The sequence below is a fragment of the Chryseobacterium sp. II3a genome, assembly GCF_057815135.1.
The window spans coordinates 170748-195576 of sequence record NZ_JBYPZJ010000001.1 but is presented as its reverse complement, the minus strand read 5'-3'; the positions used below and the strand labels follow the sequence as shown (position 1 = coordinate 195576).

The 24829-nt window shown below is 29.9% G+C and carries 25 protein-coding genes; all 25 read right to left on the bottom strand.

Features of this window, described 5'->3' with window-relative positions:
* Positions 1 to 250: 250 nt before the first annotated feature.
* Complete coding sequence (gene rimO / locus AC3HD6_RS00920) at positions 251 to 1552, bottom strand: 30S ribosomal protein S12 methylthiotransferase RimO (RefSeq protein ID WP_488894653.1); 1302 nt, start codon at positions 1550 to 1552, stop codon at positions 251 to 253.
* A 95-nt stretch (positions 1553 to 1647) separates the two neighbouring features.
* Entirely contained in the window at positions 1648 to 2193 is a 546-nt protein-coding gene (gene rfbC / locus AC3HD6_RS00915) for a dTDP-4-dehydrorhamnose 3,5-epimerase (RefSeq protein ID WP_488894652.1), read from the bottom strand.
* A gap of 25 nt (positions 2194 to 2218) precedes the next feature.
* Positions 2219 to 2788, bottom strand: a complete 570-nt coding sequence (locus tag AC3HD6_RS00910; RefSeq protein WP_488894651.1) for a sugar transferase — start codon at positions 2786 to 2788, stop codon at positions 2219 to 2221.
* A gap of 13 nt (positions 2789 to 2801) precedes the next feature.
* Entirely contained in the window at positions 2802 to 3938 is a 1137-nt protein-coding gene (locus AC3HD6_RS00905; protein ID WP_488894650.1) for an aminotransferase class I/II-fold pyridoxal phosphate-dependent enzyme, read from the bottom strand.
* A 10-nt stretch (positions 3939 to 3948) separates the two neighbouring features.
* Positions 3949 to 4701, bottom strand: coding sequence for an SDR family NAD(P)-dependent oxidoreductase (locus AC3HD6_RS00900; protein WP_488894649.1), 753 nt, complete (start codon positions 4699 to 4701; stop codon positions 3949 to 3951).
* A 5-nt stretch (positions 4702 to 4706) separates the two neighbouring features.
* Complete coding sequence (locus AC3HD6_RS00895; RefSeq protein WP_488894648.1) at positions 4707 to 4925, bottom strand: acyl carrier protein; 219 nt, start codon at positions 4923 to 4925, stop codon at positions 4707 to 4709.
* Positions 4926 to 4930: 5 nt separating this feature from the next.
* Complete coding sequence (locus AC3HD6_RS00890) at positions 4931 to 6514, bottom strand: HAD-IIIC family phosphatase (protein WP_488894647.1); 1584 nt, start codon at positions 6512 to 6514, stop codon at positions 4931 to 4933.
* Positions 6514 to 6906: a VOC family protein gene (locus tag AC3HD6_RS00885; protein ID WP_488894646.1), complete on the bottom strand. Its 393-nt coding sequence runs from the start codon at positions 6904 to 6906 to the stop codon at positions 6514 to 6516. The genes AC3HD6_RS00890 and AC3HD6_RS00885 overlap by 1 nt, the downstream gene beginning before the upstream one ends.
* Positions 6906 to 7955, bottom strand: a complete 1050-nt coding sequence (locus tag AC3HD6_RS00880; RefSeq protein WP_488894645.1) for a 3-oxoacyl-ACP synthase III family protein — start codon at positions 7953 to 7955, stop codon at positions 6906 to 6908. The genes AC3HD6_RS00885 and AC3HD6_RS00880 overlap by 1 nt, the downstream gene beginning before the upstream one ends.
* A gap of 2 nt (positions 7956 to 7957) precedes the next feature.
* Complete coding sequence (locus AC3HD6_RS00875; protein WP_488894644.1) at positions 7958 to 8182, bottom strand: acyl carrier protein; 225 nt, start codon at positions 8180 to 8182, stop codon at positions 7958 to 7960.
* A gap of 18 nt (positions 8183 to 8200) precedes the next feature.
* Positions 8201 to 8842 carry a PglD-related sugar-binding protein gene (locus AC3HD6_RS00870; RefSeq protein ID WP_488894643.1) on the bottom strand — a complete coding sequence of 214 codons (642 nt, stop codon included), beginning with the start codon at positions 8840 to 8842 and terminating at the stop codon, positions 8201 to 8203.
* 6 nt (positions 8843 to 8848) lie between these two features.
* Positions 8849 to 9454 carry a sugar transferase gene (locus AC3HD6_RS00865; protein ID WP_488895335.1) on the bottom strand — a complete coding sequence of 202 codons (606 nt, stop codon included), beginning with the start codon at positions 9452 to 9454 and terminating at the stop codon, positions 8849 to 8851.
* 14 nt (positions 9455 to 9468) lie between these two features.
* Positions 9469 to 10374, bottom strand: a complete 906-nt coding sequence (locus AC3HD6_RS00860) for a glycosyltransferase (protein ID WP_488894642.1) — start codon at positions 10372 to 10374, stop codon at positions 9469 to 9471.
* Positions 10361 to 11389 (bottom strand): glycosyltransferase, encoded by a 1029-nt coding sequence (locus tag AC3HD6_RS00855; RefSeq protein ID WP_488894641.1) that lies wholly within the window; start codon positions 11387 to 11389, stop codon positions 10361 to 10363. The genes AC3HD6_RS00860 and AC3HD6_RS00855 overlap by 14 nt, the downstream gene beginning before the upstream one ends.
* Positions 11390 to 11407: 18 nt before the next feature.
* Positions 11408 to 13081, bottom strand: a complete 1674-nt coding sequence (locus AC3HD6_RS00850) for a glycosyl hydrolase family 28-related protein (RefSeq protein WP_488894640.1) — start codon at positions 13079 to 13081, stop codon at positions 11408 to 11410.
* A complete protein-coding gene (locus AC3HD6_RS00845) occupies positions 13068 to 14057 on the bottom strand; it encodes a glycosyltransferase (protein ID WP_488894639.1) in 990 nt (329 codons plus the stop codon). Before AC3HD6_RS00845 ends, AC3HD6_RS00850 begins: the two co-directional genes overlap by 14 nt.
* A gap of 7 nt (positions 14058 to 14064) precedes the next feature.
* On the bottom strand, positions 14065 to 15171 hold the full coding sequence (locus AC3HD6_RS00840; protein ID WP_488894638.1) for an EpsG family protein: 1107 nt from the start codon (positions 15169 to 15171) through the stop codon (positions 14065 to 14067).
* Entirely contained in the window at positions 15171 to 16169 is a 999-nt protein-coding gene (locus AC3HD6_RS00835; protein WP_488894637.1) for a CgeB family protein, read from the bottom strand. The genes AC3HD6_RS00840 and AC3HD6_RS00835 overlap by 1 nt, the downstream gene beginning before the upstream one ends.
* A gap of 3 nt (positions 16170 to 16172) precedes the next feature.
* Entirely contained in the window at positions 16173 to 17066 is an 894-nt protein-coding gene (locus AC3HD6_RS00830) for a glycosyltransferase family 2 protein (RefSeq protein ID WP_488894636.1), read from the bottom strand.
* Positions 17044 to 17739 (bottom strand): CatB-related O-acetyltransferase, encoded by a 696-nt coding sequence (locus AC3HD6_RS00825; protein WP_488894635.1) that lies wholly within the window; start codon positions 17737 to 17739, stop codon positions 17044 to 17046. Before AC3HD6_RS00825 ends, AC3HD6_RS00830 begins: the two co-directional genes overlap by 23 nt.
* Positions 17726 to 18967, bottom strand: coding sequence for a glycosyltransferase (locus AC3HD6_RS00820; protein WP_488894634.1), 1242 nt, complete (start codon positions 18965 to 18967; stop codon positions 17726 to 17728). The genes AC3HD6_RS00825 and AC3HD6_RS00820 overlap by 14 nt, the downstream gene beginning before the upstream one ends.
* Before the next feature lie 6 nt (positions 18968 to 18973).
* Positions 18974 to 20281 carry a flippase gene (locus tag AC3HD6_RS00815; RefSeq protein WP_488894633.1) on the bottom strand — a complete coding sequence of 436 codons (1308 nt, stop codon included), beginning with the start codon at positions 20279 to 20281 and terminating at the stop codon, positions 18974 to 18976.
* Between the two features lie 69 nt (positions 20282 to 20350).
* The gene (gene glf, locus AC3HD6_RS00810; protein ID WP_488894632.1) at positions 20351 to 21457 is read right to left on the bottom strand and encodes a UDP-galactopyranose mutase; all 1107 of its coding nucleotides are present in this window, start codon (positions 21455 to 21457) and stop codon (positions 20351 to 20353) included.
* Positions 21458 to 21477: 20 nt separating this feature from the next.
* Positions 21478 to 22470, bottom strand: coding sequence for a mannose-1-phosphate guanylyltransferase (locus AC3HD6_RS00805; protein ID WP_488894631.1), 993 nt, complete (start codon positions 22468 to 22470; stop codon positions 21478 to 21480).
* Positions 22470 to 24827: a GumC family protein gene (locus AC3HD6_RS00800; RefSeq protein ID WP_488894630.1), complete on the bottom strand. Its 2358-nt coding sequence runs from the start codon at positions 24825 to 24827 to the stop codon at positions 22470 to 22472. The genes AC3HD6_RS00805 and AC3HD6_RS00800 overlap by 1 nt, the downstream gene beginning before the upstream one ends.
* Positions 24828 to 24829 lie beyond the last annotated feature (2 nt).

Here is a 24829-nt window from a genome sequence, read left to right as displayed (position 1 = left end):
AATAAATAACTTATTGATAGCACATGATTTAAAAACATTGCTTATGGCGCAAATTTAAGACATAATTTTCTAATTTACATACTTTATGATAGAAAATTAAAAAATCTTAATATTCAAAAATATAATCTATTGAAAATCAATAATTTAAAAAATTTAACATAAAATATTTTTTGTTAAACCTTATTAATTTTTGTTTTTTACTTCCCAGAAAGTCAAACTTTTTCTTCCTGATTAATAATGTTTTATATTTCTACATTAATTCACCGTATAAATCAAATTCTTCGGCTGAAGTAATCTTCACATCAGCGAATTCTCCAATGGAGATATAAGTATCTTCAGCAGATACTAAAACCGTGTTATCTACATCCGGAGAATCATATTCTGTTCTACCAATAAAGTAGTTTCCCTCTTTACGATCGAAAATACATCTGAATACTTTTCCTACTTTCTCCTGATTCTTTTCCCAAGAGATCTGAGATTGCAATTCCATGATTTCTTCTACTCTTCCTTCTTTTACTTCCTGTGGAATATCATCTTCAAGCACATAGGCGCCTGTATTTTCTTCATGAGAATAGGTAAAACAACCTAATCTATCAAATTTCTGTTCTTTAACCCATTCTTTAAGCTCCTGGAATCTCTCTTCAGTTTCTCCTGGATATCCTACAATAAGGGTTGTTCTGATTGCCATATCCGGAACTTTTTCTCTGAATTTCCCTAAAAGCGCATCAGTTTTCTCATGGGTAGTTCCTCTTTTCATTGATTTCAACAGATCAGAATTGATGTGCTGAAGAGGAATATCTATATAATTACAAACTTTAGGCTCTTCACGGATAATATCCAAAACATCTTCTGGGAAACCACTTGGGAAAGCATAATGAAGGCGAATCCATTCAACTCCTTCTACTTTTACTAATTCTTTCAGTAAATCTCCTAATGCACGTTTTTTATAAATATCAAGTCCATAATAAGTAAGATCCTGAGCAATAAGAATTAATTCCTTAGTTCCTTTTTTAGCCAGTTTTTGAGCTTCAGAGACTAATTTTTCAATAGGAGTAGAAACGTGGCCCCCTCTCATCAAAGGAATAGCACAGAATGAACAAGGTCTGTCACATCCTTCTGAAATTTTAAGGTATGCATAATGTTTCGGGGTTGTGGTTAACCTCTCTCCTACTAATTCGTGCTTGTAGTCTGCACCAAGATGTTTTAATAGTATCGGAAGGTCCCTCGTACCAAAATACTGATCTACATCCGGAATTTCTCTAACCAAATCCGGTTTATATCTTTCGGAAAGACAGCCTGTAACAAATACTTTTTCTACTTCTCCTCTGTTCTTTGCTTCTACATAATCAAGGATGGTATTGATAGATTCTTCTTTAGCATTATCAATAAATCCACAGGTATTAATTACAACAATATCTCCACGGTCTTCATGAACTACTTCCTTTCCATTGGCTTTCAACTGGCTCATTAATACTTCAGAGTCATATACGTTCTTGGAACATCCAAGTGTAACTACATTGATTTTTTTCTTCCCTACCGATTTTGTACGCATCTTTTTGATTTTGAGTCTGCAAAGATACAAAATATTAAAGAGTAAAGATTACAAAAATAAAAACCACTTTAAAAAAGTGGTTTTCAGTGGTATACTTAAAAGTTTTTTTCTTTAAAACTTGGAGCGTTTTGATCTTTTTCTGAAAGAACTGCATCTTTCTCATCAATCTTCCAATCAATATTAATATCGGGATCATTGAATTTTACGCTTCCTTCCGATTCTTTATTATAAAAGTTATCACATTTATAAGAGAATACGGCATTGGTACTTAATACAGAAAAACCATGTCCAAAACCTCTTGGTACATAAAGCTGCAATTTGTTTTCACCAGAAAGTTCAATCCCGAACCATTGTCCGAAGGTTGGAGAATCTTCTCTCAAATCTACTGCAACATCCCACACACTTCCTTCAAGGCAGGATACCAATTTAGCCTGAGCATGCTCTCCCTTTTGAAGATGAAGTCCTCTTAATACACCATAAGATGATTTGGAAACATTATCCTGAACAAAGTGCCCGTTCATTCCTGTAAGTTCTTCGAATCTTTTTTCATTGAATTTTTCAAAGAAGTAACCTCTGTCGTCTTCAAATACAGTAGGCTCTATGATATAACAATCTTTAAGTGGAGTTTCTTTAATTTTCATAACAATTGAAAATTTATATAATTTTTTATTTTAAAATAATTAATAAAGTATTCAATAAAATCCTGACATCATTTTTAAATGATAAATGTTTCCAATATTCAAGATTCATTTTAACTTTATGTGGAAATAATACTTCGTCATTATATTTTAAAGGGTCTTCCTGTATTTTAAGAATATTTTCTTCATTCCTATATACAATACTGGCTTCGCATGTTAGTCCCGGTTTTAATTCCAGTACCTTTCTATCTTTACCTTTAAGTTGATCATAATAACCTTTGACATCAGGTCTTGGACCTACAAAACTCATTTCACCTTTTATAATATTCAATAACTGGGGAAGCTCATCTAATTTAAATTTTCTAAGTATTCTTCCTATTTTTGAACAGCTTCTATTCTTTTCGTGAATAGTTTTAAATTTAAAAATGATAAAAGTTTTACCGTGTTGTCCAATTCTTTCTTGAAAAAAAATCCCATTGGAAGAAGTATCCAAACTGGCAATGATAAATAAGATAATCAGCAATGGCATCAGAAAAAAAGTTAACATTATCGCAAGGATAAAATCAAAAATAATTTTCCAATATTTATACTGATTCATTTATTTTCAAAAATTAGGATCCGAAATATGCTTTTATCACCTTTGATATTCTTTCTCTATCTTCATCAGATAAATTAGAACCAGAAGGCAGGCATAGCCCGTTATCAAATAGTTTCTCGGAAATATTTTTGCCATAGTATGGAGCGCCTTCAAAAACAGGTTGTAAGTGCATAGGTTTCCAAAGTGGTCTTGATTCAATATTATCTTCAAGGAAAGCCAATCTTAATTCTTCTCTATTTTTCCCTGTAATTTCTGGATCAACAATGATTGCTGATAGCCAATGATTAGAATAAAAGTTTGAATTGGGTTCAGAGAAAACTTCTACTCCATTAATATCTTTAAAAATATCAACGTAAAAGTCATGCATATTTCTGCGTGCTTGAATTCTATCTTTCAAAACCTCCATTTGCCCTCTTCCGATCCCTGCAACAATATTACTCATTCTGTAGTTGAATCCAATATGAGAATGCTGATAGTGAGGGGCATTGTCTCTAGCCTGAGTAGATAGAAAAACCGTTTTATCTTTATCTTCCTGGTTATGGCAAACTAAAGCCCCACCTCCTGAAGTTGTAATAATTTTATTTCCATTGAAACTTAAAACTCCAAAACGGCCAAAAGTTCCGCAAGATTGTCCTTTATAAGTAGAACCTAATGCTTCTGCGGCATCTTCAATAATTGGAATCTGATATTCTTGAGCTATCACTGTAATCTCATCCATTTTTGCTGGCATTCCATATAAATGAACTACAATAATGGCTTTAGGTTTTTTACCTTTTTGAATTCGATCTTCAATTGCTTCTTTCAATGCTTTTGGACACATATTCCATGTATCCGGCTCACTATCTACGAAAACAGGATTTGCTCCGCAATAGGCAATCGGATTAGCTGAAGCAGAGAATGTCATAGACTGGCAGATTACTTCATCTCCATGCTTTATATCACATTCAATAAGCGCAAGATGAAGCGCTGCTGTACCTGCAGAAAGAGCTGCTACCTTTGCATTTCCATCCAAAAACTTTTCAAGATCTTCTTCAAATCCATTTACATTAGGACCTAAAGGAGCCACCCAGTTTTCAGCGAATGCTTCGTTGATATATTTTTGCTCGTTGCCTCCCATATGTGGTGAGGAAAGCCAGATTTTTTGTGACATTGTATTTTAATTATTGTGCGCTATAACCACCATCAATCAATAAATCGATTCCGGTAATCCATTTTGACTTATCTGAAATTAAAAATGAAATTCCATTAACCACATCTTCAACCTCTCCTATTCCTAATGGATGCATCTTTTTTATTTCTTTTATATTTTCTTCACTAATCGAATCTAAAATTTTAGATGACATTTCAGTGGTAACCATACCTGGTGAAATACAGTTAACTCTAACTTTCTTAGAGGCCAATTCTAATGCCAAAGCTTTAGAAGCTGCAACCAAACCACCTTTAGACATACAATAAGCTGCTTTTGCTGGCTGTCCTAAATTTCCCATTACAGAACTGATAAATATAATAGATCCACCTTCAGCAGAAAAATTCCCTTTTTTCTGTAGAATTTTAGTTATCAATAATGCAGGAATAGTATTTACCTGAAGAATATCAGTTAAAAAATCAGATTTCACAAACTTTAAAGGAATTGTTCCTTCTTGACCAGCAGAATACACAAAGCCTGTAAAAGGTTCACCTGTTTCTTTTGCTGAGGAAGAAATAACTGCTTCTAGTTCTTTTTCATCTTTTACATCCACTGCAAAATAACGATGCCCGGATCCTTCACATGATTCCAGAACTTCTTTTAGTTTATCTTCTGATCTTGCAATAAGCACTAATTTCGCCCCTTTTTGTGCAAGACCTATAGCAGCTGCTCTACCTATTCCTGAAGAAGCTCCTACAATTAATATTTTATGATTAATTAACTCCATTCATTTTATTTTTCAATCATCTCAATGATTTTATCCATAGAGGTCATTTCTCCAATTTCTTCAGGCTCAAATGATTTATCAAAAGCGTCTTCTAATTCAACGATAAGATTCAAATGTTTCAAAGAATCCCAATTTTCAATATTACCTTGTGTAATTTCAGCTGGAAATTCATTAACTGGCATTTCAAATACTTCAGCCATTATTTCTATAATTTTTTCCTTCATAGTTTTTATTTTATATTAATTGTATAATAGTCTTTTATTTCAATATTTTGATTGGGATCAAAATTATAATATTTAGATCCATCTTCAAGTTCTTTTTCTAGTACAAATCCTACTTTTTCTAAAAAATCTTTCGTCATAACATTCTTTTTGCTTGGAATATACTCTGCTTTCAGAGGTTTATTACTTACAGATGTTAGATTTTTAATAATACTCAATAAGGTTATTTTCTCTATTTCTCTTCCTAAAATACGACAGCTTAGTAAATAAGAATCTAAAAAGAATTCATTTTCATTTTCATCAATAATGCATTCGATTGTTATTCCGTTATCTCCAAACTTGTCTTTAACATTAGCACAGAAAATATGTCCTCCATTATCCATCTTTGCTTTTAAATCTTCTTCTGTATAACGTTGAGTACGAAGATTGAACTGATTGGTTTTTTGGGTCATCTGCGCCAATCTGGTAATATTCCCGTCATTAGCTGGTATAATATCTACTACAATATCAAGACTTGACAGATAATCATCCATATTTTCAAAAACTTTTTTACTTTCATTTCTGAAAAAGTTTTCTTTATATTGTTCTGTCTTTTTTATGTCTTCGTTAGACAATTCAAAGGTTGAAAAATATTCATTATAAATATTCCAAAAGAAATTAACGAGTTCATATGGTTTTTCTGGAAAATCCGGAACGACAACTTCTGGTAAAAATTCTTTCACCAAGCCTCTTTCAATTGGATTATCATCGATAAAAACGAAACTGTCTGTACCTATATTAAGTTCTTCTGCAATAGATTTAATATTTTCAGCTTTATTTTGCCAATTGATTCTATAAGCAGACAGTACTTTATCATTGATCAGGTTATTAGGATTATTATTCCAAAGTTCCTGTACATCTGCAAAGTTATTTTTACTGCAAACGGCAAGGATTATCCCTTTGTTTGATAACTCCAATAGTAATTCCTGAAAACTTTTAAAGGCATTTCCCGGATAGTCCTGTCCTAATTTAACCCCATGTACTCCATCTTCACCTACAACTCCTCCCCAAAGTGTATTATCACAATCAAGAACAATACATTTCTTTCTTTTCAGACTTATAAAATCCAACTGTGCTACAAACCATTTTTTAAAAGGCTTAGCTAGTTTAGGGTTTATAATCATCTGTGAAGTAAAGAAGAATCTCCAATCTACCTTATCCAATTGTTGCTTTTCAAAGAATTGGTTGATATCTACCACCTTTAGGTTAGACTGTCTAAGTACAAGATCTTTTAAAAAGACATTATTAAACTGAGATATAGCATCAGAAACTTCTGCATTTTTAATTTGCCAGTTATTCTGAAAATTTTCAGTCAGAGTAAGTATTACAACTCTCTTATCTGTAATTAAATTTGTAATTAATGAAATTTTTGATTTAATTTCCTCAATTTCATCTGTTTGATTTTCAGGTGTTTTACTTGGATCTATCTGATAAAATAGTACAATATTGTCAAAATCTTCTGCAGGCAAAGATACATCACCATAACCACTGAATATTGAAGAGTTATCAAAAAGATATTCTACGGTATAATTTCTATAAATATAATTTCTCATCATTTTTCCAATAATTCAATAAGTCCCAGATTAGGATTATAAAAAAAACAAATGTTTCGTCCATTAAAAGCGACTGCTGGAGTTGGTGAAATCACCTGTACAAAACGCTGTTTTTTAAGTTCTTCTATTTTTTGCTCAAAATTTTCCACTTCATAGCAAATATGATATAAAGATGATCCTGACTTAGATAAAATTTTAGAAACAGGATTTTCTTCTGCCACTGGTTCAACCAATTCAATTAAATGGTCATTCTCATTTTTTAAAAATAATAAATTAACCCCTTGTAACGGATCAAATATAATTTCCGAAGACGCTTCATAGCCTAAAGATAAAAAAGGTTTCACGCTTTTCTCAATAGACTTAGTTGCTAATCCATAATGGTGTACTTTCATTAGTATTCTGTTAATTCGCAAATATGTGTATTAGATAAGTCTATTGATGCAGCTGCCCAAGACAAACCTGCTCCAAAACCGCTTATAACAATTTTCTTATTTTCAGCCTCCCAATTCCTTAATTCACTTACTATAGTTAAAGGAATTGTTGCAGAACTTGTATTTCCAAATTTATCTAAACTTATCGGCACATTCTTCATATCATACTTGAGTTTTTTTGCAAAAAACTCTATCATGAATTTATTAGCCTGATGGAAAACTATAGATCCATAATCTGTAATTTGAGTATCTGTTTTCTCTAAAAGTTCTTTAATACTTTTCGGAACTACACGTAGAGTAAAATTGAAGACATCGATTCCATTCATATATACTTCCAAATCGTTCCCTATACTTCCATCTTCCCTTTCTTTTTCAAGTAAACTCTCTTCTGAATATGGGTTTCTACATCCTCCTCCAGGAACACAAACTGCATTCCATCCTTCTCCATCTGTATGAAGGACAGCATTGAAATCACCTTCTCCTTTCTCAAGTAAGGTTGCTGTTCCAGCATCTCCATACAATAAAGCATTGGTTTTATCCTTTGGATTAACTATTTTTGAGAAGGTTTCACCATCTAAAAGTAAAACACGGTTTACATTTGGTAAGTTCAGATAGGATAATGCAGTAGTCAATGCATAAACATATCCACTACATGCCAAAGAAACATCAAAACATAGAGTATCTTTACTTAATCCTAATCTGTGCTGTAAAATCGGAGCTGTTGCCGGAATTCTAAAGTCTGAAGTCTGAGACATGAAAATAAGAACATCAATAGAACTTCTATCAATATTCATTTCATTTAACAATTGTTCTGCAGCATTGTAACATAAATCAGATGCACAAGTCTCCTTATCTACAATACGACGCTCTACAATTCCGACAGATTCAATTGTTTTCTTAAGTTCATCTTCCGGGAAAAGATCCCCTAGGCTTTCGTTTTTCACTATGTTTTTAGGAACACAGGCAGAAATACCTTTAATTAATACCTTGGGTATTTGGATAAATGCCATAATTATCCTTTTACAATATTATAAATGTCTCGTATAGTTTCAGACTTTTCAATATCCTTACTGGATAGCTCTGCATCATATTCTTCCTCCATAACAGCCAGTAAACCTAGTGCTGCTAAAGAGCTCCATTCATCCAAATTTTTGAACGATGTATCCATTGTTAACTCAGAAGCTTCAGTATCATCAAAAATTGTTGCAAAGTCTTCTATAAATTTGTTTTCGTCCATTCTTAATTTATTTTTTAATTATATTTTCATTTTCACGGCAGGAGTTCCTATATAGGTTCCTTCATCTTTAATTGACCTCAATAATATTGCACCAGCACCAAGAATATTTCTACATCCGATTTTCTTTTTCTGGATAACTCCACAACTAAACCCAAATAGGTTAAGATCTTCTATCGTTACAGCTCCTGAAATCTGAACATTTGGACTAAAAACATTATAATCACCTACCATATCATCGTGCCCTAAAGTTGCTCTTGTATTAAAAATATTAAAATTACCTACTGTTGTATTACAACTAAAAATAACATTCAAAGATAGTATATTTCCTTCTCCTAAATGAATTGATTCTTTTCCTAAAAACTGAACACTGGGATGGATAATATTCGGAAATATTAAATTAGAATTATGGAGTCTATTTCTGATCTGATAAATTAGCTGAGGAGTACCTATTGCAATAGCAACCTCCAAAGGATAGTCAATCTGATTCAGATCCTCAACTTTTCCACATATTTTTCCAAAACGATTCTCATATAAATCATCAGCATCATCATAGAACCCTACAAATTCATAATCTACTCCTTCATGCTCTAGCTGGTCTCTCCAAATACAGTACACTTCTTGTCCAAATCCTCCTGCTCCTATTATTGCTATTTTTTTCATTATTTTCTAATTAAATCCATTAAAAGCTTCTGTTGTTGCCTGTCCTTCCTGAGAGATTCCCTCTTTTATAAACACTTTTTTTATAGTAAGAAAGAATATCTTTACATCCAAAGAAAAGGATAAATGATCTACATACCAAACATCTAATTCAAATTTTCGTTTCCAGGAAATTGCATTTCGTCCATTCACTTGAGCCCATCCTGTAATTCCTGGTCTCACTTCATGTCTTCGTTTTTGTTCCGAATTATACAAGGGAAGATATTGTGGTAATAAAGGTCTCGGTCCTATTAGCCCCATATCACCCTTCAAGACATTTATTAGTTGTGGAATTTCATCCAAGGAAGTTTTCCGCACAAAAGACCCAATTCCTGTCAATCGGTCGGCATCAGGCAACAAATTTCCATTTTCATCTTTTTTATCGTTCATTGTCTTGAACTTCACAATACTAAAGATCTTCCCGTTCCTACCAGGTCTTTTTTGAAAGAAAAAGGGTTTTCCCTGATTTGCAAAATACAAACCAACAGTAACCAGTAGGAAAATAGGGATTAAAATCAAAAAACCTATTAATGCTAAAAAGAGATCAATTATTCTTTTAAAAACAGATTTATACATAATTTTCATTTACATCATTTAAATTTAAACCAATTGAGCACCATAAAAATAAAAAACTTCTTCCGGTCTCTCATCAATTGGGTATTATATTTTAAAATCATTCGATTTCGACTAACATATCCTCCTAAAAAAGCTTTATATATTGCATATTCCTCAGTGTTCTTTTCTACATATTTTATAAAATTTCGAGCATGTACATCGTGATAACCATCAAGTACTTTTGATAGTTTACTTTTAATGGTACTAAGAGATAATTTGTTGAGATGACCATGAACATTTGAATCATGTATTCTATAATGTATATAGGAATTTGAATCTATACTCACTTTGTACTGATTATATCTTGCAAAGAAATATATCAGCCAGTCATGTGAAAATTCATCCCAGTCAGAAGTATTCAAACGGTTATTAACAAACTCTTTTAATTCAAACACCAGTTTCCTTGTTAGCACATAGGTACATCCTGCACTTCCTCCTTCGAATAAAAAATCGTATTTTTTTTGAGGAAAGTCTTTCTTCAATTCGGTCAAAGAACCACTAGACACATCCCATTTTGTAAGATTAGAACAGTATAAATCAGAATTGTCTTTCTGTAATATGTCAACAGCTTTCTTCATTTTTTCAGATAACCAAATATCATCCTGATCTGAGAAAGCAATATAATCAAAGTCATCATCAGAATGAAGATCACTTACCATTTTTAAGAAATTTTTTGCTGCAGAACCTGTTCCTGGTATATTTTGAGAAATTAAAATTTCAGGATAGCTCTCTTTTATAATTTCTAAAGTTTTGTCTTTACTTCCATCATCACTAACCGTTACATTCACCTCTATTCCTTGCTGATTTAAAATAGAGTCCATCTGTTGCCGGATATATTTTTCACCATTATAGGTTGCAAGAAGTATTTTAATTTTCATCATCCGTACTTAGTAAGTTTATTAAATCTAAAATTTGATCTTGTACTTTTAATTCTGATTTTTTAAGAGTTTCTTCACTAGCTAAGACTATTGCATCTACAATTGATTTTTCACTCGTGGGATCAAATACTAAAGACGGATCACAGACCGCATAAGTATAGGGTAAGTTGGCACCAATTATTTTGCATCCCAATTCTATCCCTTCTATTAAACCTAAACCAAAACTTTCCGCTAATGAAGGATAGATTATATATTCTGTTTCTAAATATTTTTGGATTAAGTCTTCTCTTTTTACAAATCCTAAATTTTCAATAGGATATCCTTTTGAAATGGCATCTTCAATTAGCTGTAAAATTAATGGAAATTTTTCGCTAACTGTTACAATTAACTTGCCCTTTTGAGTTTTATCATATGCTTTACAAAAAGCACTAATTAATTTAGAGTGATTTTTATTGGCTTGAGCATTACTAGCATATAAGAATGTGTTTTTTACTCTTATACTATCTTTATTTTCTACATCAGAAATAAGTGAAGGATAGAATGGTAAAACCCTTGCTTTATCTTTTTGTTTAAACTTTTCAACAAACTGGTTTTCCAGTGTTTTACTTTGAAAAAACCAAGTATTGGTATTTTTACTATACTTTTTTAATATTGCTACTTTTAAAATATATTTTATTTTTTCAATAAAACTAAAATCTCTAGGGACATTCAATAAAATGAGATTATGAAAATAAGTGTACACAAAGCTTTTCTTCACCGCAATAGGAGGTGGTATATTACCCAAAACAAATATTTTATTAAATCTTTCTGAATTTAATTTATAGAAGTTTTTTCTCTGGCTTAATGAAGAATTTATTATTAGCATTTCATTACTTTGCTTAATTGCAAAATCAACAGGTAATCTGTCATCTAATAAATAAAAGACTTTAATTTCCCTTTTTTCAAGCTCAGTTATTAAATAGTTAAGTAAAACCCTTCCTCCTCCATTGTTTATGAAAATAGCATCAATTAATAACATATTTATTCAATAGTTTTATTATGATTTTAATCGAAGATTTGACATAGTGTTTAACACATACAATTTGGGTACAATATTCAGATAGAAACTCTTTTCTCCTATAATGTCATTATTATAATCCACTGATGCAGTATACCTTGCATCTTTTGCATTTGATGGAATAAAATTTGGAATTAAAGCAATATTTTTATTCCTTCCCAATTTATAGCCGTAATTACCTCTTACAGATTTTGTAATTACCTCTTTTTTTCCATTAAGTATATATTCTATCTCAAAGATTGTAGAAATTCCTAAAAACTGAGTACCATTCTCATTCAGTATCTCCACCTCTGCAACCAATAATTGATCATTAGCAGAAATTTTTTGATATTTTTTTTCTTTTACTTTTGCTGTACCTGCATTTACAAAAGTAAATTGTTTATTTTGTTTAGCCCAATTTCCTATATCATGTTTTTTGTAATTCCCAGTATTAATAGCCTCTTTCTTATTATTTAAATCAACTGGTATTTTAATGACTGTACCTACTTTTTTTGCAAAATCAGTAAGATAAATATTTTCTTCATTACTCTCGTTTAATCTCAAGTCACATTCATCTAAGAACAATGAAACTTGGTCATAATTATATACTAGCAATCCTTTAAATGTAAAAGGTTTAAAATTATTTGAGATACCATCAAAATTATTTCCTTTTATAAAAATTTTATTCTTTGGATTTAGGGCCGTTGTTCTAATAACAGGAAGATAATTATTATTCTCATCTTTAAAAACAGAAGAAACATATACCGCATCTGAAATAATAGACTCAAAGTGATTTCCTTCAAAATTGACGGTTGCATTACTCACCTCTAAATCTACAAGATAGTTGGGAACCCTACCATCCGCATACTTAATATTTCCCTCCATATTATTATTCCGGATATTTACAGCATCTTTTGCAAAAGTTCCTCTTATAATTCTAGAATTATCGTGGCACATATTATTTTCAAAAGTAAATCCCCATGCTAAATTTCTAATGCCAGCTTGCTTGTCCTTAGATTGAATATCCGAAAAAAATACACATTCATCATTTTGATTAAATGCATTTTGTTTAAGTTGTACAAAAGCAACTAAGTATTGATTTTTTGCCATAAATTTTATGGCAAAATTAAATCCTGTAAAATGACATCTTTCAATAATAAAGGGCCACGTAGGACCATTCCATTCAGATTGAAATAATACAGCCGTAGTATTCCCTGATTGCCTTTTTTCTAAACTACTAAATTGAATGTCTGCAATCCTGACAGGATCTTTTACATTTTTATCAAAAATTATTCCTGTGCTATTTTTAGGAATAATAAATTCACTACTGCTTATACTAACTGCTTCATTATTTGTTTTATTTAGCCAACTTTCTTCTCTTAATAAAGCCCCTTCACCTATAAGTTGCACTCCTCCGGTTTTAAAACTTACACTTTTTTTTAGTAAAAATTTACCAAAGGGAACAAATAATGTTTTCCTTTTATTTTTTTCACAAAAATCAATTGCTTTTTGAAAAGAATCACTATCATCTGTTATACCATCTCCTTTTGCACCAAAATCTTTTAAAGAAAGTACCCATTTTTGGTTTCCTATAATTGATTTTTGATTTTGTCCTAAAATTAAGACTGAAAATAACAAAAGAAACCCTTGAATAAAACTATTATAGACTTTCATAAATTCCAATATATTGATTAGAAACATATTCAACACTAAATCGTTTAAGGTTGTGTTTACCTTTCTTGATTATTTCTATTTTTTCTTCATTAGAAAGATTTAATGCAATATTTAGCCCTTTTTTAATACTCTCAACAGAATTAGGATCAACTAAAATAACTCCTTCTCCCCCGATATCACTCATTGGTAAAATATTAGAGGTAACAACTAGTGTATTTTGTGCCTGAGCTTCAAGAATGGGAAGCCCAAAACCTTCATAATTAGAAGCAAACAATAAAATATCTGTTTTTTGATATAAAGCTTTCAGTTCTTCATCACTGATATTAAAACAATTATGATAACAAATCTTATTTGAGCGTAGCAAGTCTTCATATTCTATTTCCAATTTGCCCACAATAAAAACTTCAACAGGTAAATTCTGTAACGCTTTAATTGACCTTTCTATATTTTTATTTGCCCGGGTACCTACTATAAGTATTTTTGTTGTTTTTGATCTATCAGTTACAAAGTCTTCTGCAATATCCATTGTAACACAATTAGGAATTACAACTACTTTCCTAGCAACAGATGGCATTATTTGTACAATCTCTTGCTTAGTTTTTTCAGATATAGCAACAATTACTTTAGCTTTTCTAAAAGGAAGGTATACCCAAAAAATTTTAAATATTAAAAACCTAATAAATGATAAATTTCTATAAAGTCCCAGATCATGTACTGTTATTAATATTTTATTTGTCTTTAAAGCTATTGCTGCAAAGTGTATTTGTCCTGTAATATGAACTATCGAATCAATATTAACCGACTTTCTATAAAATAAAATACTTTTAAATAAATTAACAGTACCATTTCCAAAAGGATTTTCTATATTTTGTATAACTATTCCTTTATTTGAAATACTCTTCTTAACAAAACTGAAAAGTTTTTCAAAACTGATTTCATTGGGGTTAAATTTTCTATCTAAAAATATTACTTTCATATCCTATTTAATGCATTTTTCTAAAGAAATCTATATTATACCAAATACCTTTATATGGATCAAATAGATCAGAATATTCTCCAATTGACTGGTACATTAGTACTATTCCCAGTACATATAAAATTATCAAAAAAAACATTTTGTCTAATGGCTTTTTTAAAATGATAAAAACAGAGGACATCAATAAACATTCCATGATATTAAAATATAAACTTCCTCTACTTACCATTACATTTAATGAGCTTGAAAAAAACAAATAAATTAAAATGCCTACCCAATATCCATTAAATAGTAAATTATAATTCTTAAATCGGGAAATCACTTTTTCTCTGATAACAAAAAAAAGTAAAAAAAAGAAAAGTCTCTTAAAGACCCCCATGATAGTTAATCCATATTCACTTGCAGCTGCTTTAGCGCCACTCAGGTAGGCTTCAGTTTTAGACATAAAATGCTCATTAATAGCCCCTAAAGATCCAAAAATCTTTAAAGGAAGTGGTGATACTCCAATAACAAAAGCAAGTAAAAGCCCTGAAATTACAATTGTTTTTGAAAAATATCTGTTTAAAAAGAAATAAACTCCCCCTAAATAAGCTGTAGCATGAAAACTAATGCTCGCCACTAATGAGAAAATAAATTTTTTCTTATTTTCATTCAATAAAAAGCTCACTCCAAAAAGCATAAAAACAACTCCTAATAATTGTCTATTCGATCCCACAATACCTAGGGAAGACATGAAGTAAAAAAGAAAAGCAGTCTGAGGATAAGGTACTATCTTTTTAAATGAAATTATCAATAAGCTATAAAAAATAATCGCATGAACAAATAAAAAGGTTGAGTAATTATCTGTAGCAGATTTTACAAGCCAACTTAAAAGACCATAACCAATTTCTGTTCTCCATATATCCAATGCATTTTCTAAGGTATCGGATTCTTGAAATAAATATTCATAAAGGAGCCAATCTGTTCCAGTATACCAGCGCCCACCAATAATTAAAACGGCTCCTAAAAAGGTAACAAATAAAAATAAATTTTGTAACTTTCCTTTTGCTATTTTAAAAATTTCAAAAAAAGAAAATATAAAAAGAATTATTGAAAATATAATATAAACCTCCATTAAATCCCTAATAAATTAAACAATCGTTTCATCCTAACATCATAAGTATGATTCTGTAAAAAATGTTTTTTTTGTGTATCTGCTATTACATATCTTTCTTCTTGATTATTCAGATAATATTTAATCAAATCAATAGATTCCTCAATGGTATTAAAAGTAAATTTTTCATGAGGAATAATTGAGTATTCTTCTAAGGTTGGCTTATAGTCACAAATTTGGAAAGCCCCAATCCCAGCAATCTCAAAAAACTTGGCATTTACTGACTGAATCTCAGCATAGTGAAAGTTATTAAATACAATTTTAGATCCCAACAATACCTCTGCTTTTCTACTTCCTGTAATAAATTCATTTTGAAAGTTAGCACTTATTTTATGTAAAGGAAATCTTTTATCAGGTGTTCCAAAAAGTTTAACATTTATTCTTGCATCTATCAGCTTTTCTACCATTTTAGCTCTATAAGGATACATTGTTCCAAAACATACTACATCAATATTGATTTTTTCTTCTAAATCTTTTTTATTTTTAAGATCAAAATGATGTACTCTCTCATTAAATGCTTCTGGAAAATAAAACGTATTTAGCCCCATTTTACTTTTCATAAAATTGAGCATAAATGGATCTTTAGTAAAATAAGCATCATATTGGGATATAAAAATCTGCTGATGTTCTAAAGTCGTTAATTGATCGGGGTTGATATGTATTACCAATGTATTTTTAAGTTGTTTCTTAATAAATTCTATACATTTTGGATGAATGAATCTATAGGTACATATAACTAAATTGGGAGTTTCATCCACAATTCGTCTTGCTATTTTTTGAAATATACTCTCGTCATATTTAGTAAATAGTTTTCTTCCCCAGTAATTAAATCGATAAGGAATACTTACGACATCTTTAATATCAATATGAAAAATCTCATGTCCTAAATGTTTTAGTGAGTCGTGAATATGAAATTCCAAACTATCATAATCTTTACTCCCTAATATTGCAATTTTCATAAATTAATATTTTTTAATTATATTAGTGATATATTTTACATTTTCCAAAAATTTATATTTATAATTGAAAATATTTAAAATTAGTTTACTAATATCCAATAATTTAAACTTATAATATTCTTTCGGAAAATTTTTCTTCGCGTAATAAACCCGGCTTGTATGAACAATTGTTCTTTTGGCATTCGAAACTTTCTTTTTCTCAGCAAAAGACCCTCCTTCCAAATGAATTATTCTGGTTCCTGTAAAAATATAGTTTTTATACTGAGCTCTGGAAATTGTAAGTTGTAAATCACTTTCCTCATAATACATAAAGTAGTTAGAATCAAAGCCGGATACACTATAAAATAATGATTTCCTCATAAACATATCAGCTCCTAAAACATATTCTATTTCAAAATATTCTTGGTTGAGATTATAATTAGTTTCTGTGATTTCTATAAACCTTCCTACAATGGGAAATCCTTTTATAATTTCCTGATTGAATGATTTTATAGTAGGAAAAGTTCCTCCAAACCCATTTAGTTCATTATTTTCGTCAATCATTAAACACCCTAGAACTCCAATATTTAATTTTTGTTCGTTCTTACTGAAAAAATCCAATATTTTTAAGAGAGAGTTCTCAACAAAAATAGTGTCTGAATTAAGCAGAAAAATATATTCTCCCTTTGCTGAAGAAACTCCTAAATTATTAGCTCTTCCAAAGCCTAAATTTTCAAAAGCTTCAATAACTTTCACATCAGGAAATCTTTTTCCTATTTGAGATACAGAATTATCTGAGGATGCATTATCTACAACGATGATCTCAAAATCTATATTTTGTGTATAGTTATAAATACTTTCGATGCAATTAATGGTAAGTTGCATTGTATTGTAATTAACTATAATTATTGAAATCATTTTTTTCTAGATTTGTTATTTTTTGCAAGCTAGCTTCTGTTAATTCTGAATAAAATAAATTTATATTCTCTACAATATCTTTTTTTGATATTTTTTTCAAATTAACATTCATTCTTTTTTCAATTAAATATTCTTCTAATCGAAATTTAATCAGCTTGGCGGGATTTCCTCCTACAATACTAAATGGCGCTATATTCTTTGTAACAACACTTCCTGCAGCAATTATTGCTCCTTTTCCTATAGTAACTCCTGAGAGTATTACAACATTACTGCCTATCCAAACTTCGTCGTCAACAATAATTGCTCCTTTTGACTGGGCATCATCATCCGGTGAGCTTTCTAAAAACATTGACTTTAATGGATAAGAAGTAAAAGCATTCACTTGATGATTTCCCCCTAAAATAAATATTACATTACTGGCAATACTTACATAACTTCCTATTTGCAGTCTTTCATCAGAATTACCATAAGATTCTGTTATAATTTCTCCATATGATTCATTACCCACTGTTATAATATCAGGATTCTTAACCTGGCTTGAAAGACTTGTATAATTGTGTCTGTTATTTATTCTCCAAATAACAGATTGCTTTTTTCTTGATAAAAATTGAATAAAACCAATTCTCAAGACATTTAATAGTTTAAGCCATACAATCATTTTAAAGTTTTTCATATATTGAAATAAGGTCATCCATGTGTTCAGAGGATTTTTTTGTCCCTTTTATATTATTGATAACTTTATTATAAAACGTATAAAATTCATCTGATTCTATATGGGATTTTATCATTTTCAGCCCTTCATTTGTGTTATCAAATAAAATTCCATTTTCATCATTAATAAAATCTGGTAACCCACCCATTCTTGTTCCAATAATTGGGATTCCTGAATTTAAAAATTCAAAAACAACCTGAGGCGCATTATCTTCCCAAATAGGTAATACCAATCCAACATCAACATTTTTTAGGATATCCTTAAGTTCATCATGCTTATATTTTCCATGATAGGTAATATTAGGAAAAGAATGAATCTTTTCCTCCAACCCTGCTGCAATTCCTCCGTAAATATGAAATGTGTGTTTGCTATTTTTAGCAATTTCAAAAAAAAGATCAGCCCCTTTATGATAATTTAAATTTCCAATAAAACCCAATCTTAATTTTTCATCATTATTTCTTAATTTTCTTTTCTCAAAACTATTTCTAAAATCATCTTCAGCAGTATAGTTTCCAATATGATTTACAAAGAAATTTTTATTATTATACCCATTTCTTTGATAAATTTCTCTTACTCTATTTGAAACTGCAATTATTGCATTAGCTTTGGAAAACAATTTTTTACCAACTTCAAATTTCTCTGTATGCCCTGAAGAATCTTGGATTTTATCAATTTTAAAAGTTCTTGCAAGTTTTCTAACGAAACCTCCAATATATCTGTTATCAATTGTTTCTTCCCAAGAGATACAAGTATTACACTTTAGATTATCGTTTGAAGATTCACATAGCTTACCATGTCTATCAAGTAGTATTATTCTATTACATACATATGAATAGTCATGCAACGAAATAACAACTTTAGCATATTTCATAAACATTTCTAAAATAGCAATTGGTAAATCAATCATCATATGGACATGAATGATATCAGGGCGTAATTCTGATATTATTTTTTCTATTCTTTCTATATCCAGATTTCTAATGACACTACTTAGGTGAAATGGTCTTAGTACAGGATTATAATTTATAAGATTATAATCATATTCCTTTATTTCACCATTGTCTTGTGAATAAAGGACATATACCTCATTTTCAAATGAAGACAGAGTTGTTGAAATATTTCTTACATAGTTGGTTATTCCTCCATTAAAAGAAATATCATATCCTGTACTTATCTGTAATATTTTCATTATTATTTATTTTTTTCGAAATGAGATTAATATCATTTCTTTTATACTTTGAAATCTAAAATTTCCAATATCAAATGGATTAACATTTTTTCGCCTTAAAGCAAAATACATTAATAAGGTAACAAAACATTCTATAATTAAACAATTCCATGCCGTTCCAATATACCCCCATATTTTACTCATAAAAATATTAAGAATAACTCCAAATATACTTGCTATAAAAGTTGTTTTAAAAAACAGTTTATCCATTCCCATATTAAGCATTAATTGTATGCCAAAGATATTAGACATTCCAATTATAAAAGGTAAAAAAGAAATAATTTGTAAAGCAGCTATAGATTGATCAAACTTATGGCCGTAAAATAATTTTATTACAATAGGTGCAAAAATTAATAAACAAATGGAAGCTGCTAAAGTTAAATAAAAAACAATTGGCATAATCTTCTTTATGGTATTAATACCGTTCTCTTTTGATATTGCAAATGATTTACCTACAAATGGGAAAAGTGCAGTAGATAATGGCATTGCAATAATCGAATTAACAATATTCAGAAAATTTTGGCTAGTTGTATAATATCCTATTTCTTTATTATCTGCAAAAAAGCCCAAAACAATAGTATTCGTAGAAGTATATAAACTAATCACCACCGTAGAAAAGAAAATCATTCTTTCATTAAAAATAATTTTCAGTGATTTATGAATTGAAATTAGCTTTACAGAAAATTTAAATTTCCAGATGGCGTAAAAGAATAAAAAAGTATTAATTGAAATAATAAAAAATGCATTAAGTACCGCTAAAAAAATATAGTCATCACTTCTTTTTATTAAGGTAAAAACCAAAACAACATTCAAAATACCTCGAACAAAATTAAGTTTAGCAAAAATTGAAAGTTCTTGTAATCCTTGAAAAATATATTGAGGCGATATTACTGTCCCCAAACAACCAACAAATAAGATGGAAACAGTCAATAAATCCTTTTGAATTGGTTTAAAAAAATATAAAGCTATCACAAATAAAATTATTGAAAATAAAAATAATAATATCCTTGCGCTTAAAACTTCCGAAATAACAGTATTGATAACATATTTATTTCCATCTGCCTTAGCTATTTTCCGAGTACCAGTTAAATCAAATCCATAAGCAATTAAAAGAGTAAAATAACCAATAAAAGCTGTTGAATAATTAAATATACCATATCCCTCCGGACCTATTATTCGAGAAATATATGGAATCGTTATCAACGGAAAAACAAAATTAACCGCCTGAACGAGGCTAAGGAAAAGTGTATTTTTTATTAGTTTAGAAGAACTCACGTTTTTATTTACCAAATTTTATTCATTCTAGTACGGTAATATGAAAAAATTGAAGATTACTATTTGGGATTATATTCCAAAAATATCTCTAGATTTTTTCAATGCAGAACCAATTACCTGATGCATATCATAATACTTATATTCAGCCAGCCTCCCACCAAAAATAACATTTTCTTGTTTGTCTGCTAACTTTTTATATTTTCTATACAACTCATTATTTTCGTCATCATTAATAGGATAATAAGGTTCAGTATTATTGCTTGCTTCTAATGAATATTCCTTAGTTATAATTGTCTTACTTTGGGTCCCAAATTCAAAATGCTTATGCTCAATAATTCTTGTATAAGGTTCATTTTTACTTGTATAGTTTACTACAGCATTTCCCTGATAATTTTCATTATCTAATATCTCAGTCTCAAAACGTAAACTTCTATAAGAAAGCTTACCATATTGAAAGCCATAATATTCATCAATTTTACCTGTAAAGACAATATTATCAGCAAGAGAATCAAAATATTCTCTGTTCAAAAAATAGTCTGTATCCAACTGAACTTCTATTTCCTCTAATAATCCATCTATTAACTTATTATATCCGCCAATTGGAATACCCTGGTACTTATCATTAAAGTAATTATTGTCGTATGTGAATCTAACAGGAAGTCTTTTTATAATAAATGCAGGTAGGTCTTTACATTCTCTTCCCCATTGCTTTTCAGTATATTCTTTAATCAGCTTGTTAAAAATATCTGTTCCGACTAATGATAAAGCCTGTTCTTCTAAGTTGGAAGGATTAGAAATGTTGAGTTCTTTAATCTGATTCTTTATATACTCCTGAGCTTCTTTTGGGGTAATAACTCCCCAAAGTTTATTAAAAGTATTCATATTAAAGGGTAAATTATATATTTCCCCTTTATAATTTGCCACAGGTGAATTTGTATATCTATTAAACTCAACAAAGCTGTTTACAAAATCCCATATAGCTTTATCATTAGTATGAAAAATATGAGCACCATATTTGTGTACATTTATTCCTTCAACATTTTCACAATAAATATTGCCTCCTTTATGTTCTCTTTTATCAATTATTAAGCAACTTTTACCTGCCAATTTTGCTTTGTGAGCAAAAACAGCTCCGAATAACCCAGATCCTACTATTAGATAATCATATTTTTTCATCTTTATATAATAAGTATTTTTTATGTTAATTTTTTATCGGATAAATTTTCATAAATATCCTTCACTTTTTGAGCTTTTTCTCTTTTCAGTACTAAAATTGCATCATCAGTAACAACTAAAATACTTTTTTTAAGACCCAAAAATTCTGTATGAATACTGGTTCCTATTACCATATTCCCATGTTCATCTGTTGAATGGCCATTGTCTTTTAAGTAATTGTACAGAGACTCAAAAGATCCCATATCAGACCATTTAAAATTTGATTTCACCACTTTAAGTCTGTTAGTCTTTTCCATTACTGCATAATCTACAGAAATGGAAGGAATATTCATACTTTCATCAATAGGCAGCCTATCTTCATTTCTGGCATTAAAAGCAATTTCAGATTTGGTATAAACGTCAGGTTGATATTTTTTAAGTTCTTCTAAGAAAATACCTGCTTTAAAGCAAAACATTCCTGAATTCCATAGAAAATCACCTTTGAGTATAAATTCCTGTGCAGTTTCTTTATTAGGTTTTTCTCTGAATCCTATCACATCATTACCTTTTATCTGAATATATCCAAATCCTGTTTCGGGCTTAGTTGGAACTAAACCAAATGTAACAATCCAATCTTTTCTTGCTAGATTAATTGCTTCAGTTACAGATTTCCTATATTCCTTTTCATCTTCTATCAAATGATCTGAAGGAGTAATAAGTAAAATATCATTCTTATTTGTAGAAAATGCTGCAAAAGCTATAGCCGCAGCAGTATTTCTAGGGGAGGCCTCTATTATCTGTTGATATTCAGGAATGTCAATCTCTTGTAATGCTTTTGAAGACAATTCGAAATTATCAGTATTTCCTATTACGGTTAAACAATCACATAAACCAATGTTTCTAATTGCTGTTAACTGAAAAAGTGATCTCTCTCCGAAAATATTCAAGTACTGTTTAGGTTTATTCTTTCTAGATAAGGGCCAAAGCCTACTACCTACTCCTCCGGAAAGTATTATATTAATAATTTTAGACATTATAATCTTTCTTTAATTTTTTCCAACCAGTTTTTTTCCTGAGCTGAATAACCATAACCATACTTGTTACCATACCCATAGTAATTTTTATCCACATCATTAAGTACAAAACCTACATTCTTAATTTTCTGGTTATCAATATTATTATTAGCAAATTCAATAAGAGATTTTTCAGTATATCTAGACCTTGTAACATATAATGTAGCATCTGCCAAATCTGCAAACAAGAAAGTATCTGTCACTAATAATAGAGGAGCAGTATCTAAAACAATGTAATCATATTTGGTTCTTAAATTGTCTAATAATTCTTCATATCTCCCATTGCTTAGTAACTCTGTTGGGTTTGGGGGAATCATTCCTGAATAAATCACATCACAATGTGGATTGAATGAAGTAACATGAATTATATCTTCCAATTTGGTTTGATCCGAATACAAATACTCTGTCAAGCCTATCAATCCTCTTCTCGATGTATTATAACGTTGAAGCTGAGGGTTTCTTATATCTGATCCTATAATAATAACTTTCTTTTTAGGAGTTGCTAATGTTAAAGCTAAATTAACAGATACAAAAGTTTTCCCTTCACCTTTAACTGAAGAAGTAACAAAAACTACTTTTCCTTTATCTTTTTTAGGTAATAAAAAGTTCATGTTAGTAATTAAAATACGGAAGGCTTCGGCCATCGGGGAAAGATCATTAACCTGTACAATATCTGACTCTCCCTTCAAAACGCTTGGTAATTCTCCCAATACAGAGACATGAGAAAGTTTTTCCAAATCGCTCTTACTTTTGACTTTATTATTAAGTATTTCTTTAAGATAAATAAGAATAATAGGTAAAAGAAGCCCAACTAGCAATGCACCTCCTAAGAAAAGTATTTTTTTAGGAGCTACAGGAGCAGGTGATGCATATGCATAATCTATAATTCTTGCTTTATTCGCTGTAACAGCCAATGAAATTGCTGTTTCTTCTCTCTTTTGTAATAGAAGCAAATATAAATTTTCTTTTATTTGCTGTTGTCTCTCAATGCTTCTAAACATCTTTTCCTGTGCAGGAATTTTAGTGATTTTTGTACTTATATTGTTTTGCTCACCCAGATATTGATTTTTAGCAAGTTGTAATCCCGTTCTATTCTTCACTAAACTTTCCATAACGGAGCCTCTAAGAGAAGCTATTTGTTTATTAAGGTCAATGATTAAAGGGTTCTGAGGGGTAGCGTTTTCCAACAATCTATTTCTCTCTAAAACAAGCTGATTATAAGTTGAGATATTAGTAGCGGCAGTACTATTGTTTAGTCCTACATTGGAAGGTAATACTTGGGTATTATTCTGCCTTCCCATAAAATCAATTAAAGCATTGGTAAGTTCAAGTTGAGATTCTAATTCAATTTGTTTTGATCTAGCTTCGGCTGATGTTTCAAGATTTATTTTAGCTTCTGTGGATAAGTCTGTAATTTGATTACTTGATTTGAAACGTTCTTTTTCATTTTCAACCTGACCAAGTTCCTTTGAAATAAGATTGATTCTATCATCGATAAAATCTTTAGTTTTTTGAGACTCTGAATTTTTGTCACTAATTGCATCATTATTATATACCCTTACTAAGGTATTTACAATATCCTTAGCTTTATTGATATTAGCATAATTTAATGATAAATTAATAACAGTTACATCTTTATTAGCTAAATTTACCCCTAATATTCTTTGCAAATAATTCACAGTACCCTCTATAGAAGAATATGTGAAATACATATTGTTAACATCTTCAGCTTTAGATTTTTTATAAATTGGATTTTTACTAATTAATAAATTAGCATAAGGTAGACTGATTGTTTTATTAAACTGAGTTTTAATTTCAGGGAAACCGTCACTTGTTAAAACAATATTTTGTCCAGAAACTTTAATGTTAACAGGTGCTATTTTATTTAAATAATCCTTTTCATTAATAACTTGAATGGTTATGGGTGATGCCTCTTTATAGAGTTCCACATCAGTCAATTTCGATTTTGTGTATATTGAAGTCTGTAAATTATTCTGCTTTACAACCTCATACATAAGTTTCTTAGACTTGAAAATTTCTATTTCATTATCAATACTATTCGTTCCCATTCCTCCAAAACCAGATAAGTCTTGTAAAACCCCAAACTCTCCTCCTGCTGCAGGAGTCTTTTTAGCATCTTTAATAAGAACAGATGACTGAACTTTATATATAGGTGTAACAAACTTTAAATAAAAGTAGGTTGTAATTAAGCATATGATAGGCACTATAATAAACCATACCCAGTTTCTTAAATAGGGTTTAATAATCTCCTGAATATTAATTTCTTTTTCTGATTCTTCAATAATTGGATTATCCATTA

What these genes read in the sequence shown, in the direction of transcription:
- AC3HD6_RS00835 (WP_488894637.1), bottom strand. Translation starts at nt 16,169, where the DNA reads ATGAAAATTGCAATATTAGGGAGTAAAGATTATGATAGTTTGGAATTT.
- glf (WP_488894632.1), bottom strand. Translation starts at nt 21,457, where the DNA reads ATGAAAAAATATGATTATCTAATAGTAGGATCTGGGTTATTCGGAGCT.
- AC3HD6_RS00900 (WP_488894649.1), bottom strand. Translation starts at nt 4,701, where the DNA reads ATGGAGTTAATTAATCATAAAATATTAATTGTAGGAGCTTCTTCAGGA.
- AC3HD6_RS00860 (WP_488894642.1), bottom strand. Translation starts at nt 10,374, where the DNA reads ATGATGAAAATTAAAATACTTCTTGCAACCTATAATGGTGAAAAATAT.
- AC3HD6_RS00895 (WP_488894648.1), bottom strand. Translation starts at nt 4,925, where the DNA reads ATGAAGGAAAAAATTATAGAAATAATGGCTGAAGTATTTGAAATGCCA.
- AC3HD6_RS00800 (WP_488894630.1), bottom strand. Translation starts at nt 24,827, where the DNA reads ATGGATAATCCAATTATTGAAGAATCAGAAAAAGAAATTAATATTCAG.
- AC3HD6_RS00885 (WP_488894646.1), bottom strand. Translation starts at nt 6,906, where the DNA reads ATGAAAGTACACCATTATGGATTAGCAACTAAGTCTATTGAGAAAAGC.
- AC3HD6_RS00910 (WP_488894651.1), bottom strand. Translation starts at nt 2,788, where the DNA reads ATGAATCAGTATAAATATTGGAAAATTATTTTTGATTTTATCCTTGCG.
- AC3HD6_RS00855 (WP_488894641.1), bottom strand. Translation starts at nt 11,389, where the DNA reads ATGTTATTAATTGATGCTATTTTCATAAACAATGGAGGAGGAAGGGTT.
- rimO (WP_488894653.1), bottom strand. Translation starts at nt 1,552, where the DNA reads ATGCGTACAAAATCGGTAGGGAAGAAAAAAATCAATGTAGTTACACTT.
- AC3HD6_RS00850 (WP_488894640.1), bottom strand. Translation starts at nt 13,081, where the DNA reads ATGAAAGTCTATAATAGTTTTATTCAAGGGTTTCTTTTGTTATTTTCA.
- AC3HD6_RS00880 (WP_488894645.1), bottom strand. Translation starts at nt 7,955, where the DNA reads ATGGCATTTATCCAAATACCCAAGGTATTAATTAAAGGTATTTCTGCC.
- AC3HD6_RS00845 (WP_488894639.1), bottom strand. Translation starts at nt 14,057, where the DNA reads ATGAAAGTAATATTTTTAGATAGAAAATTTAACCCCAATGAAATCAGT.
- AC3HD6_RS00840 (WP_488894638.1), bottom strand. Translation starts at nt 15,171, where the DNA reads ATGGAGGTTTATATTATATTTTCAATAATTCTTTTTATATTTTCTTTT.
- AC3HD6_RS00825 (WP_488894635.1), bottom strand. Translation starts at nt 17,739, where the DNA reads ATGAAAAACTTTAAAATGATTGTATGGCTTAAACTATTAAATGTCTTG.
- AC3HD6_RS00805 (WP_488894631.1), bottom strand. Translation starts at nt 22,470, where the DNA reads ATGTCTAAAATTATTAATATAATACTTTCCGGAGGAGTAGGTAGTAGG.
- AC3HD6_RS00830 (WP_488894636.1), bottom strand. Translation starts at nt 17,066, where the DNA reads ATGATTTCAATAATTATAGTTAATTACAATACAATGCAACTTACCATT.
- AC3HD6_RS00890 (WP_488894647.1), bottom strand. Translation starts at nt 6,514, where the DNA reads ATGAGAAATTATATTTATAGAAATTATACCGTAGAATATCTTTTTGAT.
- AC3HD6_RS00875 (WP_488894644.1), bottom strand. Translation starts at nt 8,182, where the DNA reads ATGGACGAAAACAAATTTATAGAAGACTTTGCAACAATTTTTGATGAT.
- rfbC (WP_488894652.1), bottom strand. Translation starts at nt 2,193, where the DNA reads ATGAAAATTAAAGAAACTCCACTTAAAGATTGTTATATCATAGAGCCT.
- AC3HD6_RS00865 (WP_488895335.1), bottom strand. Translation starts at nt 9,454, where the DNA reads ATGTATAAATCTGTTTTTAAAAGAATAATTGATCTCTTTTTAGCATTA.
- AC3HD6_RS00820 (WP_488894634.1), bottom strand. Translation starts at nt 18,967, where the DNA reads ATGAAAATATTACAGATAAGTACAGGATATGATATTTCTTTTAATGGA.
- AC3HD6_RS00905 (WP_488894650.1), bottom strand. Translation starts at nt 3,938, where the DNA reads ATGTCACAAAAAATCTGGCTTTCCTCACCACATATGGGAGGCAACGAG.
- AC3HD6_RS00870 (WP_488894643.1), bottom strand. Translation starts at nt 8,842, where the DNA reads ATGAAAAAAATAGCAATAATAGGAGCAGGAGGATTTGGACAAGAAGTG.